This is a genomic window from Azorhizobium sp. AG788, from assembly GCF_943371865.1.
Classification (GTDB): domain Bacteria; phylum Pseudomonadota; class Alphaproteobacteria; order Rhizobiales; family Xanthobacteraceae; genus Azorhizobium.
Genome location: NZ_CALRWL010000052.1, coordinates 1 through 16,812 on the forward strand (window position 1 = coordinate 1; position 16,812 = coordinate 16,812).

The 16,812-nt window shown below is 65.5% G+C and carries 11 protein-coding genes and 1 pseudogene; 6 read left to right on the plus strand and 6 right to left on the minus strand.

Annotated features, from left to right (window positions below):
• Positions 1-13: 13 nt before the first annotated feature.
• The 5 genes and pseudogenes from AAG816_RS22630 to AAG816_RS22650 all read left to right on the plus strand — a co-directional run.
• Positions 14-1,084, plus strand: coding sequence for an ABC transporter ATP-binding protein (locus AAG816_RS22630; RefSeq protein WP_341991994.1), 1,071 nt, complete (start codon positions 14-16; stop codon positions 1,082-1,084).
• A 17-nt stretch (positions 1,085-1,101) separates the two neighbouring features.
• On the plus strand, positions 1,102-2,160 hold the full coding sequence (locus AAG816_RS22635; protein ID WP_341991951.1) for an extracellular solute-binding protein: 1,059 nt from the start codon (positions 1,102-1,104) through the stop codon (positions 2,158-2,160).
• A 30-nt stretch (positions 2,161-2,190) separates the two neighbouring features.
• Entirely contained in the window at positions 2,191-3,075 is an 885-nt protein-coding gene (locus AAG816_RS22640) for an ABC transporter permease (protein WP_341991952.1), read from the plus strand.
• On the plus strand, positions 3,068-3,916 hold the full coding sequence (locus AAG816_RS22645) for an ABC transporter permease (protein ID WP_341991953.1): 849 nt from the start codon (positions 3,068-3,070) through the stop codon (positions 3,914-3,916). Before AAG816_RS22640 ends, AAG816_RS22645 begins: the two co-directional genes overlap by 8 nt.
• 52 nt (positions 3,917-3,968) lie before the next feature.
• Positions 3,969-4,134 (plus strand): annotated as a pseudogene (locus AAG816_RS22650) (IS3 family transposase); the annotation flags it as partial.
• Positions 4,135-4,322: 188 nt separating this feature from the next.
• Here the strand turns inward: AAG816_RS22650 and AAG816_RS22655 are convergent.
• The 6 genes from AAG816_RS22655 to AAG816_RS22680 form a co-directional block, all read right to left on the minus strand.
• Positions 4,323-6,113 carry a ShlB/FhaC/HecB family hemolysin secretion/activation protein gene (locus tag AAG816_RS22655; RefSeq protein ID WP_341991954.1) on the minus strand — a complete coding sequence of 597 codons (1,791 nt, stop codon included), beginning with the start codon at positions 6,111-6,113 and terminating at the stop codon, positions 4,323-4,325.
• 26 nt (positions 6,114-6,139) lie between these two features.
• Positions 6,140-10,450 (minus strand): MBG domain-containing protein, encoded by a 4,311-nt coding sequence (locus AAG816_RS22660; RefSeq protein WP_341991955.1) that lies wholly within the window; start codon positions 10,448-10,450, stop codon positions 6,140-6,142.
• A gap of 275 nt (positions 10,451-10,725) precedes the next feature.
• The gene (locus tag AAG816_RS22665) at positions 10,726-11,148 is read right to left on the minus strand and encodes a cupin domain-containing protein (RefSeq protein WP_341991956.1); all 423 of its coding nucleotides are present in this window, start codon (positions 11,146-11,148) and stop codon (positions 10,726-10,728) included.
• A gap of 332 nt (positions 11,149-11,480) precedes the next feature.
• Positions 11,481-12,389 carry a hypothetical protein gene (locus tag AAG816_RS22670; protein ID WP_341991957.1) on the minus strand — a complete coding sequence of 303 codons (909 nt, stop codon included), beginning with the start codon at positions 12,387-12,389 and terminating at the stop codon, positions 11,481-11,483.
• A gap of 209 nt (positions 12,390-12,598) precedes the next feature.
• Positions 12,599-13,222 (minus strand): hypothetical protein, encoded by a 624-nt coding sequence (locus AAG816_RS22675; RefSeq protein WP_341991958.1) that lies wholly within the window; start codon positions 13,220-13,222, stop codon positions 12,599-12,601.
• 23 nt (positions 13,223-13,245) lie between these two features.
• Positions 13,246-15,192 (minus strand): alkyl sulfatase dimerization domain-containing protein, encoded by a 1,947-nt coding sequence (locus tag AAG816_RS22680; protein WP_341991959.1) that lies wholly within the window; start codon positions 15,190-15,192, stop codon positions 13,246-13,248.
• Positions 15,193-15,538: 346 nt separating this feature from the next.
• On the opposite strand from AAG816_RS22680, the gene AAG816_RS22685 reads away from it, so the two are divergent.
• The gene (locus AAG816_RS22685) at positions 15,539-16,468 is read left to right on the plus strand and encodes a hypothetical protein (protein WP_341991960.1); all 930 of its coding nucleotides are present in this window, start codon (positions 15,539-15,541) and stop codon (positions 16,466-16,468) included.
• Positions 16,469-16,812: the final 344 nt, after the last annotated feature.

Here is a 16,812-nt window from a genome sequence, read left to right on the forward strand (position 1 = left end):
ATCTCCCGTCCGGATGCGCAGCGCATCCCTTGAGCTGACGTCAATCTCGCATCGGTTCGGCCCGGCGCTGGCCATTGACGACGTCTCCCTGGCCATCGCGCCCGGCGAGTTCATCGCCTTTCTGGGACCGTCAGGCTGCGGGAAGACGACGTTGCTGCGGATCGTGGCCGGCTTCATCGCGCCGAGTTCCGGCGATGTCCGTATCGCCGGCGCGTCGATGCACGGGCTCGGGCCGGACGAGCGCGGGGTCGGCATCGTGTTTCAGAACTACGCGCTGTTTCCGCATATGACCGTGGCGCGCAACGTCGACTATGGGTTGCGGGCCCGCGGGCAACCGCGCGCCCAGCGGCACGCGCGGGTCGCGGAGATGCTCCGTTTCGTGCAGATGACCACATTGGCGGACCGCTATCCCCGCCAGCTCTCCGGCGGGCAGCAGCAGCGGGTGGCGCTGGCGCGGGCATTGGCGGTCGATCCGTCGCTCCTGCTGCTCGACGAACCCTTCGGCGCTCTCGACAAGAACCTGCGCCTCGACATGCAGATCGAGCTCAAGCGCATCCAGCGGGACGCCGGCCTGACCGCCATCATGGTCACGCACGACCAGGAAGAAGCCCTGAGCCTCGCCGACAAGATTGCGGTGTTCAATGCCGGACGCCTGGAGCAGTTCGGGACGCCGCAGGAGATTTACGACCGCCCGGCGTCTCGCTTTGTCAGCAGCTTTGTCGGCCATACCAATCTGCTGCCCGGCCAGCTTCTGGAAGGTGTGGGCGCGGCCGAGATCGCGACCGATGCCGGCGCGCGCCTCGTGCTGCCCCACGCCAGGCCCTGCGGCCGGCCGGGGCGGGTGACCGTGGCGATCCGGCCCGAGAACCTTCGCCTCGCGGCGGATGGGGACGGGAATGCGTTTTCCGCCACCGTGCGGTCGGTCATGCCGCTTGGCGCCACCATTGCCTACGACCTGACGCTGCCGGACGGAACGCCGCTGAAGGTTCTGCAGATGCGTGGCGCCGGGGTCGGCGCGGCGCCCGGCGAGCGTGTCCATCTCCAGGTGTCCGACCCCGCCCTCTGCCCCGTCTATATCGACTGAAGCCCCGGAGCCAGGCCATGACCGCATCCGTTTCCCGCCGCCAGTTTCTCGCCTCCGGCGCCGCCACGGCGCTCGCCACAGGACTGTTGCCCGGTCTTTCGGGCGGCGCCCAGGCGGCCGGCAGCCTGATCGCCACCACCTATCCCGGAACCTGGGATGTCGCCCAGCGCCAGATCCTGCTGCCGGCGTTCACCGCGGCGACCGGCGCAAGCGTCGCCCTTCAGCCCGTCCTTGCGCTCGACGCCGTGGCCAAGATCGCCGCCTCCAAGGCAAACCCGCCCTTCAACGTCGTGCTGATGGATGAAGGCCCCTATCTGGCCGCGCTGGACATGGGCATCTTCGCGCCCCTGCCGAAGGACAAGGTGAAGAACCTCGCCAATCTGCCGGAACGCTTCATCGACCCCAACGGCCGCGGCGCCTTCATCTCCGCCCAGGTGATGGGCATCGTCTACAATCCCACCGCGATCAAGACGCCGCCCACCTCTTGGCTCGACCTCTGGAAGCCGGAATACAAGGGCCGCGTCGGCATCACCGGCCTCGGCAGCAGCCTGGGTTCCGCGTGGATGGTGGAGATCGCGAAGCTGCATGGCGGCAGCGAGAGCAATATGGAGCCCGCCTTCGAGGCGCTGAAGAAGCTGCTGCCGAACGTCGGCGCGGTGGCGCCCAATCCCGGGGCGCTCGCGACCTTGTTCCAGCAGGGCCAAGTGGACATCAGCTTCAATTATCTCAACGCGATCCTGCCCCTGGCCCAGCGCGGGGCGGCGATCGCCATCGCCCGGCCGGACACCGGGTGGGTGCTGGTGCGCAACTCGCTGCACGTGATCGAGAACAGCAAGGAGCTCGATCTTTGCTACGCTTATATCGACGCCGCCCTGTCCGACGGTGTGCAGGGGCAGATGGCGGCGGCTCCGAACTTCCTCGCGCCGACGAACAAGACGGTGGCGTTCGGCTCCGAATTGCAGAAGGTTGCCAAGAACGACCAGGACCTCGCCAAGCTGACCTTGATCGATTGGAAGACGCTCAATCCGCAGCGCAGCGCGCTGATCGAGCGCTTCAACAAGGAGGTCCGGATCTGATCCGGGCCGCAGAGGCATGGAGATCGTGACATGACCGGCTCCGTGCCGTCACCTGCCGCTACGGCGGCGCCGCGAGGCGCGGTTCGCATGCGGCTCGGCAAGTCCTGGCTCGCCGTGCCGCTGCTGGCCTTTTTCGTGATGTTCGTCGCGCTGCCCATCGTCATGCTTCTGGTGGCCAGCACCAGCGGCCCCGACGGCTTCACGCTGATGCATTTCAAGCGCTTCTTCACCGATGGCCTCAGCGTGCCGGTGCTCGGGCGCACGCTGGTGCTGGGCCTTGCCACCGCCGGTGTGGCCCTGGTGCTCGGCTATCCGCTGGCGCTGCTGTTCGTCTCGTCATCCGCGCGCATCCAGCGCGTTCTCATCCTGCTGATCGTCCTGCCGCTGCTGACCAGCGCCGTGGTCCGGACCTTCGCCTGGGTGGTGATCCTTGGCCGCCAGGGGCTGGTCAATGAAACCCTGATCTGGCTCGGCGTGACCGGCGCGCCGATCCCGCTGCTGTACACCGAGCCGATGCTGATCCTGACCCTGGCGCAGATCGAGCTGCCGCTCATGGCCCTGCCGCTCATTTCGGCGCTCTCGCTGATCGATCCGCGTCTGAAGGAAGCGTCCACCGCCCTTGGCGCCGGACGCTGGCGAACGCTCTTCCTCGTGGTCGTGCCGCTGAGCCTGCCCGGCGTGATCGCCGGCGTGCTGCTCGTCTTCGCCGCCGCGTGTGGCGCGCTGGTGACCCAGTCGATCGTCGGCGGCGGGCGCCTTCTGTTCATGCCGATGTATATCTACCAGCAGGGGATGCAGGGGCAGAACTGGCCGTTCGCCGCCGCCATCTCGCTGATGCTGCTGGTGTCCGTTCTGGCGGTGGTGGCGGCGCTCAACAGTTTCGGCCGTATTGCGACGAGGCATCTTCATGTCTGAGGCCACACCAGCGCCCTCCAGCGCGCAGCCAAAGCCATGGCGGCAGCTGGACCGGTGGAGCTATGCGCTCGCTCTTTATGGGATCGGCGGCGTTGCCATCGTGCTGCTGGCCTTGCCGACGGTGATTGTCCTCATCACGTCGTTCACCTCGGCGGGGACATTGCGCTTTCCGCCGCCGGGCTTCTCCACCCAATGGTACCGCGCGCTCGTCAGTGCCTCGCCCGAGATCTTGGCCGCCGCCGGGGTGAGCTTGAAGGTTGCCTGCGCCGCCACGCTCGCCGCTACGGTCCTGGCAACCGCCGCCGCCCTCGCGCTCACCGCGAGCAAGGCGGGCTGGGCGCGGGCCGCGGACACGGCGCTGATGTCGCCACTGCTCTTGCCCGCGCTGGCGCTGGGCCTCGGCCTGCTGCTCACCTTCAATCAAATGAACCTTGGCCTGTCGATGACCACATTAATCATCGGACATACGGTGATCTGCTTTCCCTTCATCCTGCGCACCACGCTGGCGAGCCTGGCCCAGATCGATCGCGCGCTCGAGGAATGTTCGCTGAGCCTCGGCGCCAGTGCATGGTTCACCTTCGCTTATGTCACGTTTCCATTGGCCCGTGGCGGCATCGGCGCCGGTGCCTTCATCGGCTTCATGGCGTCATTCGACAATGTCGCCATTTCGTTGTTCCTCGCCGATGCGCGCTCCGAAGTGCTGCCGATCCGGCTCTGGGACCTGATCGAGAACATGCTCGACGTGCGCGCTGCCGCCGCCTCGGGCGTACTGATCGCCACGACCGTTGTGTTGATGATCATTATGGAGAAGCTGACTGGATTGTCCCGCTTCATTCGTTGAGCGTGATGTTCCCCCCTCTATCCAACGGTCTAGCAAGAATGGCGCACGGTTGCGGGGCTTCGGCTATCGGCGCCTGCACGTGCTGCTCGGGCGGGAAGGCTTCCCGGTCAACCACAAGCGCCTGGCGCGGCGGCCGCAAGCGGGCGATCGGGACGCGGGCGCCCATGCTGATCCCATCGCAACCCAACGCGCGCGGGTCACGCGATCGCGTCTCCGATCAGTCCACCGATGATCTGCTGTTCTGAAAGACGGCTGCGCTTCATGTCCTGGCCCTCAAGTCGGGGCCAGAACGAACTTCAAGCTGGATTAGGCCTGAGAGGCAACGTCAGCCTCCTTGCCTCAAAAACAGGACGGAAGGCGTCTACAAATCCAGCGGCTATTCAGGGCTCAGTGACAGCTCAGGCCTTCAATAGCTCACGTACACCCGGGCCTGGAGATTGAAGTCTCCGGCTCTGCTATAGGTGGCGTCGGTGAGGGCGAAGCCGCCCACCAGGGTGGCAGTGAGGTTGCGGTTGAACGTGTAGTCCACGCCGAGGCCGATGCCGGCCAGTCCATAGTCGTTCCGCGGCACCGCCCCCAGCACGCCCTGATAGCCATAGGATCGGCCCCAGGACAGGTCCAGGAACGCATAGGGCGAGGCTTGGTCGGATAGGCTGGGCACCCCAAGCGCCGACAGCAGCGGGAAGGTCGGTGTGCGCAGCTCGTTGCGCCACACCAAGCCGGTGTCCACCGTGGCATCGTCCAGCGTGTAGCCGCGCGTCGCATAAAGGCCGCCGAGGCTCAACTGCTCGGTGTCCGGCAAGGGCTGGCCCGCCGCGGTGCCGGAGAGATCGCTCACCCAGCTGAACCCCGACGGCAGCCGCGTCACCCGGTTGAGGTCGCCGCTGCCATAGACGTAGGTCACGTCGGTGACGCGGCCCCCACTGTAGCTGCTCCAGCGCGCCGCGCTGTTGCCGCCGATCACGCCACCCGGATTGCCGACGAGCTTCAGGTCGAGGCTGGTGCTGCCGTAGGCGTCCGCGCGCGAGACGGACCAGCCGGCGATCAGATCGAACAGGTCCGCGCTGGCCCCGCCGATGTCCTGGCCGGTGAAATAGGTGGTGCGCGACACCGTCTTGCCGGTGGCGCCGAGGATCAGGTCGCCCGCATACAGCCCCGGCACCAGATTGGAGATGGCGGTGCGGTAATAGACCGGAATTTCCAGCGTCTGGTTATCATAGGCGAAGGTGTCGGCCACCGCATTCTGCCGGGTCGCGACAAAGTTCGGCACGATCTCCAGGCTCTGGCGCGCGCCGGTGGAAATGACCAGACGCGCCGCCTGGCTATAGTAGCTCGGCTGCTCGGAGCCGAGGCCCACGGTGGCTGGGGCGCTCCAGAAGTTGGGGCTGCCGGTGATCTGATAGGAGAAAAAACTGTCCGGCACGCCCGGCAGCGCGGCGCCGAAGCCGGCGAAATAGCGATCGAAACCGGTGGTGTGCGTGCCGGTGTTGGACCAGCCGCCGAAGACCTGCCACGGCTTTTGCGGCGTCACCTCGAGGGTGAGCGTGCTGAGGCCCAGTTCGTCGCCCGGCGCGAAGACGCCGTTCACCGTGCGATAGGGCGAGTGGTTGAGCCAGGCGAGGTCTTCCTCCAGGGCGTCCGCGGCGATGCGTTGGCCGGGCGTGGCGCGTACCCGGCCGGCGAGTGCAGCTTGCGTGCCGGGCTCCGCACCGTTGACCTTCACCGCTCCGGTGCGGAACTCCACCACCCGCAGCGTCAGCACCCCGCCGGTGACCTCCTGCGGCGGCAGGGTGATGGAAACGAAGGGATAGCCCGCGGCGCGATAGACGGCGGCGATGGCCGCCTGGATGTCGGAGATGCGCTTGCGCGACAGCGGCTGGCCGAGGAACGGGGCCAGCGCCCGTTCGAGTGCCGTACGGTCAATGTCACCGATATCGCCGATACGGACGCCGCGCCCGGCCTTCCGCGCCACGCTCTCCTTGGCGCTGATCAGACTGATGCCGGACAGCGCGACACCCAACGGGGTCTCGTCGGGGCTGCCGGCCAGATCCTGCGGGCCGATGACGAGGCGTCCCTGCCCGGAAATCACCGGCGGCAGGTTGCGCTCCACCGGCGCGATCACCTGCCCGAAGGCCGGAACGGCGCCGAGGACGCAGACGCCCAGCGCAAGGGCACCGAAGTGCGCGCGTGTCGTCATGCCACGGGAGGAGGTCGCCATCGCTCTCACCGGCTCCCAAAGCTCAGCCACGCGCCTGACGGCAGGTTGCCGGAAACCGGCAGAAGCGAGCAGGGGCTGCCGCTGCCGCAGGCAACGACCGTTGGTGGGGGTTGAATCTGGGCTGGCTGGTCGAGCGCGTCCAGGAGAGTGCCGGTCACGCGAGAAACGGTCACCTGATCCCGGGCCTGCGTCTCCGTAAAGGCAGGCGTCTGCGATGATCCGACCACGGTCAAGGTGCCAGAGACATAGGCGAGGTCATAGTTCGGCGACGCCGCCAAACTGCCTTGCACGATGGGATAGCTGCCGCCGAGCGACAAAGGTCCGGCGGTCGTTGTCAGCGCACCGGTCAGCGTGTCGCCATTTGTCAGCCCAAGCCCTCCGAGCCCATAGGTCAACGCCGGGTTGGCGGTTCCAACCGGGCGGCTCTGATTGTCCGCTGTCACAACGAGGCGCCGAGGCGACACGTTCAGGGCCGCACTCCGATAGGTCATCATATAATTGGACGAAGCGGCCAGCGTGCCCTGGGTGATGGCGTAGGCGCCTACGTTCGATGCGGACGAGGCCGCACTGGCCAATGCGCGCGTCAGCGTGTCGCCGTTGACGAGGCCCCCACCGCCGACCGCATAGGTGAGAGACGGCACGCTGTCGCCATAGACCATCGACTTGGCATCGGCGGTGATGGTGAGGGCGCGGGGCGTGACGGCGAGGTTCGCGCCGGTATAAGTCACCGCATAATTGGCCGAGGCCGCCAGCGTGCCTTGCGTGATGGCGTATGTGCCCACGTTCGCCGCGGACGAGGCCGAACTGGCCAAAGCCCCCGACAGCGTGTCGCCATTGACCAGGCCCGCCCCGCCCACCGCATAGGTGAGACCCGGCACGCTGTCGCCATAAATCATGGCCTTGGCGTCGGCAGTGACGGTGAGGGCACGGGGCGTGACGGTGAGGTTCGCGCCCACATAGGTTACGGCATAATTGGACGAGGCGGCCAGTGTGCCCTGGGTGATGGCGTAACCGCCGACGTTCGATGTGGACGACGCCGCAGTGGTCAGGGCGCCGGACAGGGTGTCGCCATTGACCAACCCGCCGCCACCCACGGTGTACGTGAGCGCCGGAACGCTATCTCCATAGGCCATGGAGCCGGCATCGGCGGCGAGGGTGAGGGATCGCGGCGTTACGGAGAATTGGCCGCCCACATAAGCTAGCGTGTAGTTGCCCGACGCCGCGCCCGAGAGCGTCCCGCCCGACGCGCTGGTGACATAGCTGCTGCCGACATTCGAGGTGGAGGTGGCATTCGTCGTCACGCTGACGCCGGAGAGCAAGGCATCGCTCTGACCGTTCTTCCAGCCGGTGGCCGCAGAGCTCAGGGTGGGCACGCTGTCGCCATAGGCCACGGTGCCATCGGCCGCGGTGACCGTCAGCGTGGCGGGTGTGACCGTCACGGTTCCAGAATAGACGAAGCGGGTCGTGCGACCGCCCCAGGAGGTGCCGCTGCCGCCGGAAAGGATGGCGGCATAGGTTCCAACATCGCTCGCAGCGGTCACGCCCGAAGCATAGGTCGGATTGGTCGTGACCACATTGCCGTAGCCGCTGCCCGTTCCGTAATAAGCATAGGTCAAGGTGGGGCTGGAATCGCCATAGACCATGGTCCCCGTGGCATTGGCCCCGACGACACCCGAGACGGCATAGAGTTCGGCATAGTGCAACTGGCCGTCGCTGGACTGGCTGGCCACCGCATTGGGGCGGGCCCAGACCGTCGTGAAATCCCAGCCGGCGGCGCTGGCCAGGGCGTAGAAGCCGCCGGATGCCGTTGAGCCGTCACGCATCTGCGCCGTGGTGAGGCCGGTCACGCCACTGGCGGAACCGGTGCCGACGGCACTGGCCTGTCCCGTCGTCTGCGTGTTGTAGAACGACGCTGTGACGGAGTCGGCCATTTGGTTGTCGCCGATCAGCCCGCCAATGCCGGTGCTTGTGCTGGCGGTGACGGAACCGGTGGCATAGACCCTGAGGAGAACGCCCTGGTTGCTGCCCACGAGCCCCCCGACATAGGAGGTGCCGCTGACGGCGCCTGTGGCGTAGGAATCGGAGATCGTCCAGTTGCCGGATCCGTGTGCATTTGTGCCGACCAACCCGCCGACAAGGGCGTCACCGCTGACTGTTCCCGTGGCATAGGCCCCGGTGATTGTTCCGGTGTTCACGGCAATAAGCCCGCCGACCTGGAGGCCGCCGCTCACCGTGGTGGACGTGTAAACGTTGGTGATGATGCCGTGGTTGATGCCAGCAAGGCTGCCCACGGCGGCATCGCCGGTGACGCTGCCGCCGACCAGGCCCAGATTGAAGACCTTTCCGCCGGAACCGATGTCGCTGAACAAGCCGACGCCAGTCTGACTGCCGCGGTTGATGAACAGCCCGGAAATGACGTGGTTCTGTCCGTCGAGGGTACCGAAGAATAAGTTGGACGTGCTCCCGATCGGCGCAAAGCCCGCGCCGCCGTTCCAGCCCGTGGTGGCGCTGGCGTCAATGTCCCGGCCCAGCGCGTAGATGCCGTTGAGGTTGGTGTTGATGTCCTGGAGATCCTGGACCGTGTTCACCAGCATATAGGCGGTGAGCGTCCCGGAGCCGACTTTCGAAGAATAGTCGGTCGGCGCGGCATAACTGCTCGGGTTGTAGAAGAGCGAGATGCTGCTGCCCGCGCTGAGGGTCGCGCCCGAGCCGAATGTGACCGTGCCGCTTCCGGTGCCCGTATTGTCGGCATGCAGCACGATGGACGAGCCCGCACCGCCGGTGATGTCGGCATTCACCACGATGGAGCCGTAGGCCGACAGAGTGAGGGTCGAACCACTGCTCCAGGTCACGGCATTGGCCACCGTGATGTTGCCGGCCTGAGAGCCGCCGGAACCGGTCGTGATCGTCACATTGGCGGTGGCAAGCGCATTGGTCAGGGTTGTGACATTGAGGATGCTGTTATTGGCATTGGCATTGAAGCCGGACATGCCGCTGCTGGAGGCGCTCGAGATCGTCAGATTGTAAGGATCGAGCAGCAGCGTGCCGAAGGCGCCGCTTTCGCTGCGCAGATCCGCCGTTCCCTCAAAGGCGAGCACCGCCTTGCCCGAGACTTCCGCATCGCCGCCCGCCGCCGAACCCGCCCCGGTCGCGCTGATGGCGCCGGAGAAGCGGGTCGTCTCGTTTGACCACACCACGATCCGGCCGCCCGCGCCGGCGCTGCCATCCGCGCGGATCGTCGCGCCGGCCTCAACGGTCGTGGTCTGCGCGGTCGCCACATCTTCCGCCAAATACTTGGTCGAAGCGTCCCTGCCGCCCTGATAGTCGCCGCCCAGCAGCACCAGTCCGCCGTTGGCGCCGCTCGCGTCGAGATCCGCTCCCGACGCCAGTTGGATGTCCCGGCCGGTCACCAAGATGGTGCCGCCCCCGTCGTCATCCCCCGCCGCGTCGAGCTTGCCGGACACCCTGACCATGCCGCCCGAGACGCGGATCTCGCCGCCCTTGGTCTTGCCGTTGACCGTCGCAGCCCGCGCGGAAACCTTCTGGCTGACGGTGACGGTGCCACCGTCGCCGGCGGTCAGGAAGATGCGTCCGCCCTTGTTGGCGACTCCGGTGGCCTTGGTGATGCTGGCCGTATTGCCTGCAAGCGCATACACATTGCCGCCGTTGGCCTTCAGTTCCGCCTCGGCCGCCCTGATCACGCCGGACGTCTTCGCCTCCGTATCGGCGCCGCCCACCTTCACCACGAACTTGCCGTCGGAGAGGGCGGTGTCGCGCACCAGCACCTCGTAGCCGGCGGCCAATCCCACCGTGCCGTTGGGCGCGGTGATGGTGCCGGCGTTCTCGACCTTGCGGGCGATCAGCGCCACGTCTCCGCCCAATGATCCGATGGCGCCGTAGTTGATGACGTTCGCGGTGCTGGAGCCGCGGAAGGTCATGGCCCCGCCGGCATTGAACTCGGCGTCGGAGACGTCATGGGTGGAGGCGATGAAGCTGCCGCCCGTCATCACCTGTCCGGTCGGGCCGACGGTGATTCCGTTGGGGTTGACCAGATAGAGGCTGCCGGAGGCGGAAAGGCTGCCGTCGATTTGCGAGCGCGAGAAGCCCGTGACGCGGTTCAGTGTGGCGCCCGTGCCGTTGTCAACGCGCACGGTGTTCCCGGCCCCCACGGAAAAGGCGCCCCAGGTGATGATGGCGTTGCGCGATGACTGGGTGATCAGCACACTGGTACTCGACGGCGCCGAGATCGTCGCGCTGCCCGAGACCACCGTTCCACCGGTGGGAAGTTCGCCGGCGGCGGCCGCCTGCGTCGACAAGGCGGTCGTCGCCAGAAGCACGGCCACCAGCCGAGCCGAACGGCGCAGCGAGACGTCCCCCGGCTCGAGCGTTCCGATGCGGCGCGTAGATGTGCGGCCGGACGGGAGCAGTGTTGCACGCCTACGGGTCATTCGATGACGCTTTGCCTTCATTAGTCCGGCGGAGACGAGCTGGTTTGGGCGCGCCTCATCCCCAGCAGCCCTTCAGGGGCACCGGTGAAACCTGATCAGATGGATCAAACGGGCGCCGCGCCGCGGTGCGGCGCGGCGGGCGCTCACCCCTCCCGGTTGGGCGTGCCGAGCACGTGGGTATTGGGCGGCAGCATGACCTGATCGAAGGTCTGGGTGAACATGGCCGCGGCGAAGAACGCGACGGCGTGAAGGGTCTCGTTGCCCGTATTGACGATGTCATGCCGCACATCAGGTGGCAAAGCGAAGACGCTCCCCGGCCCAATGGCTTGGGTGCCATCCTCCATCAGCAATTCGCCCTTTCCCGACAGGATATACTGGGTTTCTTCGGTGGCATCGGTGTGCCAGCCCAGGCGCCCGCCAGCAGGAATTTCGTAAACGATCGTCGAGGATTGGGTGGCGCCATGCCCGCCGCACGTGGCAAAGGCGCCGAGCCAGTTGACCGCTGGATCAGTTGCGCCTTGCACGTGAATGCGCGAAATCCCCTGTGAGACAACAATGGGTACCATGGCATCCTCCGATGGTGACGTTCCAACCGCCGTCGCGCCGACGCGACCTCCGATGTCGCCAGGCGCACGTGCAACACCGCAAGTACAGGTGCTGCCGGTGACCTGATCAACCATCCCGGGGTGGGGCGAGCTCAAGCTGGACAGACATTAGAAGCGTCGTCGGGGAAGTGTTACGGAACTTTTCGCCTGCAACTTCGTGGGCGTGTGGCAGATGAACTGCGGTCGGTTCTAAAATACCGCCGTCCGCACGCGGCCTCAGCAACGCGAACGAACCCTCCCGCAGCCCAAACGGCCACGGTGGTAGTTCCACCGGCAGTTTCCTGTCTGGCCGGCTAGAGATCCGCCATGGCCGCGCCGAGGGATTGCGGGTCGGCCACGGCCGCTGGAGCCAGTTTCGCCATGGCCAACCGATAGACGAGATCATTACCAGCCATTGTATCGGCCAGAAACCGCTCGAAGCCGGCGCGACAGGCTGGCGTGACGGCGACGCTGTCACCCAACAAGCGGACAAATCCGAGGCTTTCCCCCTCCCGCAACAACTTGCGGACATGGGTGCGCGACACGCCGAAGCTGTCGCCGATCTTGACGAAGGACACCCTCGGCACCTCGTGATCGTCCTGATCGCTGCACAGATGCATGAGCTTCGTCAGGATCATATGCCCGGCCTGACGGGGGAGGAAGAACGCAATCACCGGATTGGCCAAGATGAACTGCTGCGCATGCCCCAGAAAGCCAATGCTGACTTCCCGTGCCACGCGATGAAACGCAGGGTCCGGTCGTATCGCCTCCGGATATCCGGGATCGGGAAACAGCGCATGCAGGGGATGAAAATAAACAATCAGGGAGCGCTGATCGTGAGCTAGCATCTTATCAGTCGGCGCGAGCAGGGTGCTGCGACGGTCACGTTGCGCCGTGAACGTCGTGATATATCCCAGGTCGATGAGACGGCGGACGATGTCGTGGGTGCGACGGCTGCTGGCAATGCCATGGGCCTCCATCCGGCTCTTCAGAAGCTGCATGGTCGGCCACGTTGAGCGGACATCGGGTTGATAGCCGGCGTTCATGATGATGACGCTGAAGAAAATGGATGCGGTTCCACCATCGATGAGCAGCCGGTTCTCTGTCGGCTGGTTCTCGTGCAGGGCGAGCATCTCGTGGATATAGATGTCCCGCGCCATCCCGAACTGCGGATGCGCGAGAATCTCGTCCGCTGACAGCTCAAGCCGGATCTCGCTAGCCATGGCGTCCCTCGCGCGCGCTCCTCAATGATGTGAGCGAGATACTATCGATCCTAAACGGGTAATGCACGCGCAGCAGCGCGTTCAAGCGCGCCCCGGATCCAGGCGCGTCGCCACGCACGCTCACCCGCTGCGACGCTGTAGGGGGCTTCCAAGCGGAAGGGCGAGCCAAGGCCGTCCGCGAGCCGGGATCCACGTCGCTCGAAAACGCTCTAACGCGCCGACCCGAAGGCTCGGATCAGTGCGGGAGCGCCCGCCGCCGCGCGCGGGGGCGCCCGGCCGGTGGCACCGAGCATCAGACCGCGCGTTGTGGCTGCCTCGTCCCGCTCGCCGTCGATGGCGATGAGCCCGAGGTCGAGAGCGCGCTGCGGTGTCATGGCGCCAGCAAGGACGACGGCAAGGATGGCTTCGCTCGTAACGATGACCACGTCGCCAGGGGCAGCGCCCGGTGCATGCACCTGCAGCGCATAGCCCTGCGGCCCAGGAGTCAATCTCGCCCACAGCTTCGAGTCGATGAACAGGAGCGAGATGCTGGGCGCATGTGCGTCACCGGTGCTCGCCGCGCCGAGCAGCCTGTGGAACGCGCCAATGTGGCCGACGGCGCGCCAATAGCCCGACGAGCCGGGCACGATCGGGGCAACCGCGGCTTTGTCGATGATGCCCGCCGCGACGGCGTCGCTGATCGCAAGGGCCACGGCGATGGACCGGGGATGCTCGGCGCTGAAGCCGTCGCCCAGGATGCCGTCGAAGCCGCAGGCGAAGGCGCGCGGCATCGCCATCCCCGACGCCAGGAGAAGCAGCGCCGTCGCCGCTATGCCGTGAAGACGTGAGCGCATGTGCGGGTTTCCCCTGCTGCACGCTACGGCGTGACGATGTGGAACCAGAACGGGAATTTGTCGAGCAGCCCGACGAAGTCCACGAAGGCTTCGCGGCGGCCCTCGATCTTCATGTTGCCGGCGACGATGGCCTGCTCGGGCGTGATGTCGCCCAGCTGGATGCTGTCGAGCGTCGCCTTGGTCAAGGTGACCTTGGCATCGGCATCCGGGGCCGATCTCGCCGCGTGGTTGAGCACGCCGTTTTCAACCACCAGGGAATAGGCCTTCTTCAGATCGCTGAAGTCGATGTTGAGCACGATCTTCTTGCCGGCGGCCTTTTCGCCGTTCAGCCGCACGGCGAAATAATCGAACGTCATCTCTGGCGGCATGGCCCTGATGGTGTCGGGGCTTGCGCTATTGATGCCGCCGACGTCCGGCACGCCATTGCGCAACTCGTATGCGCCTTGCAGATAGACCGAGCGCCACGAGCCGGATTCGGCCTGATACCCCATCTGCTCATAGGCATCCGCGAGCATGTGCTTGGCGGCGACGTTGCCGGGATCGGCAAAGACCACCTGCTTGAGTGCTTCCGCGACCCAGCGATACTCACCCTTGTCGAAGTCCACCTTGGCTTTCTGCAGGATGGCTGCCGCGCCGCCCATGTATTCGACATACTTCTTGGCCGCTTCCTCGGGAGGCAATTGGTCGAGCGTCGTCGGGTTTCCGTCATAGAAGCCCATGTAGCGCTGATAGACCGCGCGCGTGTTGTGTTTGACCGTTCCGTAATAATCCCGGTCGAACCAGGCGGTGGCCAGCTCCGGCGGCAGCTTGACCATGTTGGAGATTTCCACGCCGGTGTAACCCTTGTTCATCAGGTTCACCGATTGGTCGTGGATGTATTTGTACATGTCACGCTGCTTCTTCAGATAATCGATAATCTTGGCGTTGCCCCAGAGCGGCCAGTGATGGCTTTGAAACTTGATGTCGGCGCCTGCGCCGTAAAGGTCGATGGTCTCGTTGAGATGGTTCGCCCATGCCAGCGCGTCGCGCACCTGCGCCCCGCGCAAGGTGAGGATGTTGTGCATGGTGTTGGTCGCGTTCTCCGCCATCCACATGGCGCGGAACTGCGGGAAGTAGGTGTTCATCTCCACCGGTGCTTCGGTGTCAGGCGTCATCTGGAACACCATCGTCACGCCGTCGATGGTGACGTCCTCGCCGGTCTTCTTGATCTCGCGCGTGGGCTCGATCAACGTGGTGGTGCCTGTGGAGGTGGTCTGTCCCAGTCCGCCATTGACGCCGCCTTGGGCGTTCCGCGGCAGCAGGGCGCCATACATGTAGATCGCGCGCCGGCTCATGGCGTTGCCGGCGATCACATTCTCGCTCACCGCGTGCCGGGTGAAATGCTCCGGTGCGAGAATCTGGACCTTCTTCGCCTCCACATCCTTCTCGTCGACGATGCCGCGCACGCCGCCGAAATGGTCCACATGCGAGTGGCTGTAGACCACGGCGACGATCGGGTGGGTGCCCAGATTTTTCGACACCAGATCATAGGCCGCCTTCGCGGTCTCAGTGGAGATGAGAGGATCGAAAACGATCCATCCGGTGTTGCCGCGCACAAAGGTGATGTTCGACAGGTCGTAGCCGCGCACCTGGAAAATCCGGTCGTGGACCTTGAACAGCCCGTACTGCACATTGAGCTGGGCATTGCGCCACAGGCTGGGGTTGACGGTGTCCGGTGCCGGCTTCTCGGTGCTGATGAACGCCTTGTAGGCTTCCATGTCCCAGACGACATTGCCCGTGTCGCCCTTGATCGTCAGCGTATCCGGCTTGTCGATCAGGCCGCGGGTGGCATTCTCGAAATCGTCCCGGTCGTTGAAATTGAGGCGCTGCTGCAGGTCGCGGTTCGCGGCCTTGGTGGCCTCGCTCGCCGGCTTGGGCTGAGACTGGGCCTGCCCAACGCTCGAGAGCGACACGACCAGCGCAACCGTCATTGATGCGCGCATAAGCGAAACCGTCGAGATCATGGACAGAATCCATTCCCTGATATAGCTGCAGTGTCCCATCAATACATGAGCAGGCGCCGTGCCCGTTGACGTACATCAATGTAGAAATGGATCGCCCGTTCTTTACACGTTCTGACTATCCTGAGTTCCATGGTGTGTGCAGCCCAGGTCGTGCCGCAGGTGCTGCAGCAAAGCCTGCGCAAGGCGGGCTGAGCCTGGAGCACACGCCGATCCGATCCGGTCCATCGGATCGGATCGCGCTCTCGCCGAAACGTGACCGATGCGAAGATCTTGAGGCGGCCCTGCGGTGGTGCCGGAGGGGGACGGGGGAGACATGATCATCAACGACGGAGAAACGGATCGCCTCGCCGCTGTGGGCAAGGCTGTCGGCACGGCTGTCGGCGCGGCGGTGCTGCGCGGCGCGGATGCCACGCCTCGGCGTCGGCGGCGGACGCAGCGGTGGTTGGCCGGCATCGGCTGGGCGCTCTTGGCCGGGGCGTCCGCGCAGGCCGCTGATCTCCCGGTGCCCGCGGCACCGCCGATGTCCGCAGCATTCACGCCGCCCCCGTCCGACTGGCGGGTCCAGGTCACGCTCTATGGCTGGGCCACGGCCTTGAGCGGCAACGTGGGCGTGCGCGATCTCCCCACCCGCCCGGTCGATGTGTCGTTCTCGGACCTGGTCAGGAACTTGGATGGCGCGCTCATGGGGACCATCGTTGCCAACAACACGGACTGGCTCTTCTATGCCGATCTCGTGGTGGCGCGGTTCTCCCATGGCAGCCTGGGCGGCCCCGTCAACGGGACAGCGTTCGACTTCGGCCTCGACCAGACCATCGCGACGGTGGCGGTCGGCCGCATGTTGCCCACCGGCACGCAGAAGCTGGACGTGGCGGGAACGGTGGGTCTGCGCTACGTCACTCTCTCGGCCTCCGCCAGCGCATCACCGCTGCTGCTGCCGCTCACCCTGTCGCGCAGCCAGCGCCAGGATTGGTTCGATCCCACCGTGGGCTTCGTCGTCCGCTATGCGTTCGACCCGCACTGGGTCTTCAACGGCATCATCGACATCGGCGGCTTCGGCGTCGGATCGGACCTGTCGAGCCAGGGCTATGCGGGCCTGGGCTATTTCTGGACCAAGAACCTGTCGACGGCCATCGGCTACAAGTATCTCTACGAGAATTATACGGGCCCCGGCGCGACCACCGGGCAGTTCCGCTACGATACCGTGACCCATGGCCCGACCCTGAGCGTCGGCTGGACCTTCTGAGCGAGCCAGGCCTCGGGACGGGGATCTGCGATGCGGATCAGCGCCGGGCTTCGCGCCGTGGGAAGGGTCCATTGCCCGCCCGGCGCGCGGCGGGTGAACGTCAGAGCGGGCGCCGAAGGTGCGACTTGCCGGTCTCCACCAACCGCGCCACACTGCAGGTCTGAACGAAAAGTCATTGCGTGCCGGCTGCGGCTCAAGTGTTGTCAGGGGTGAAAAGTGAGTCTGCACGACAGTGTTTGGGATAAAGCCAAGGCGCGGTTTCATATTGGTCTATTTTCAGTCGCCATTGTGATCGCACTTGAATATAAATGTGATGACAAGAGCTTATATAATTTTATGCTCTT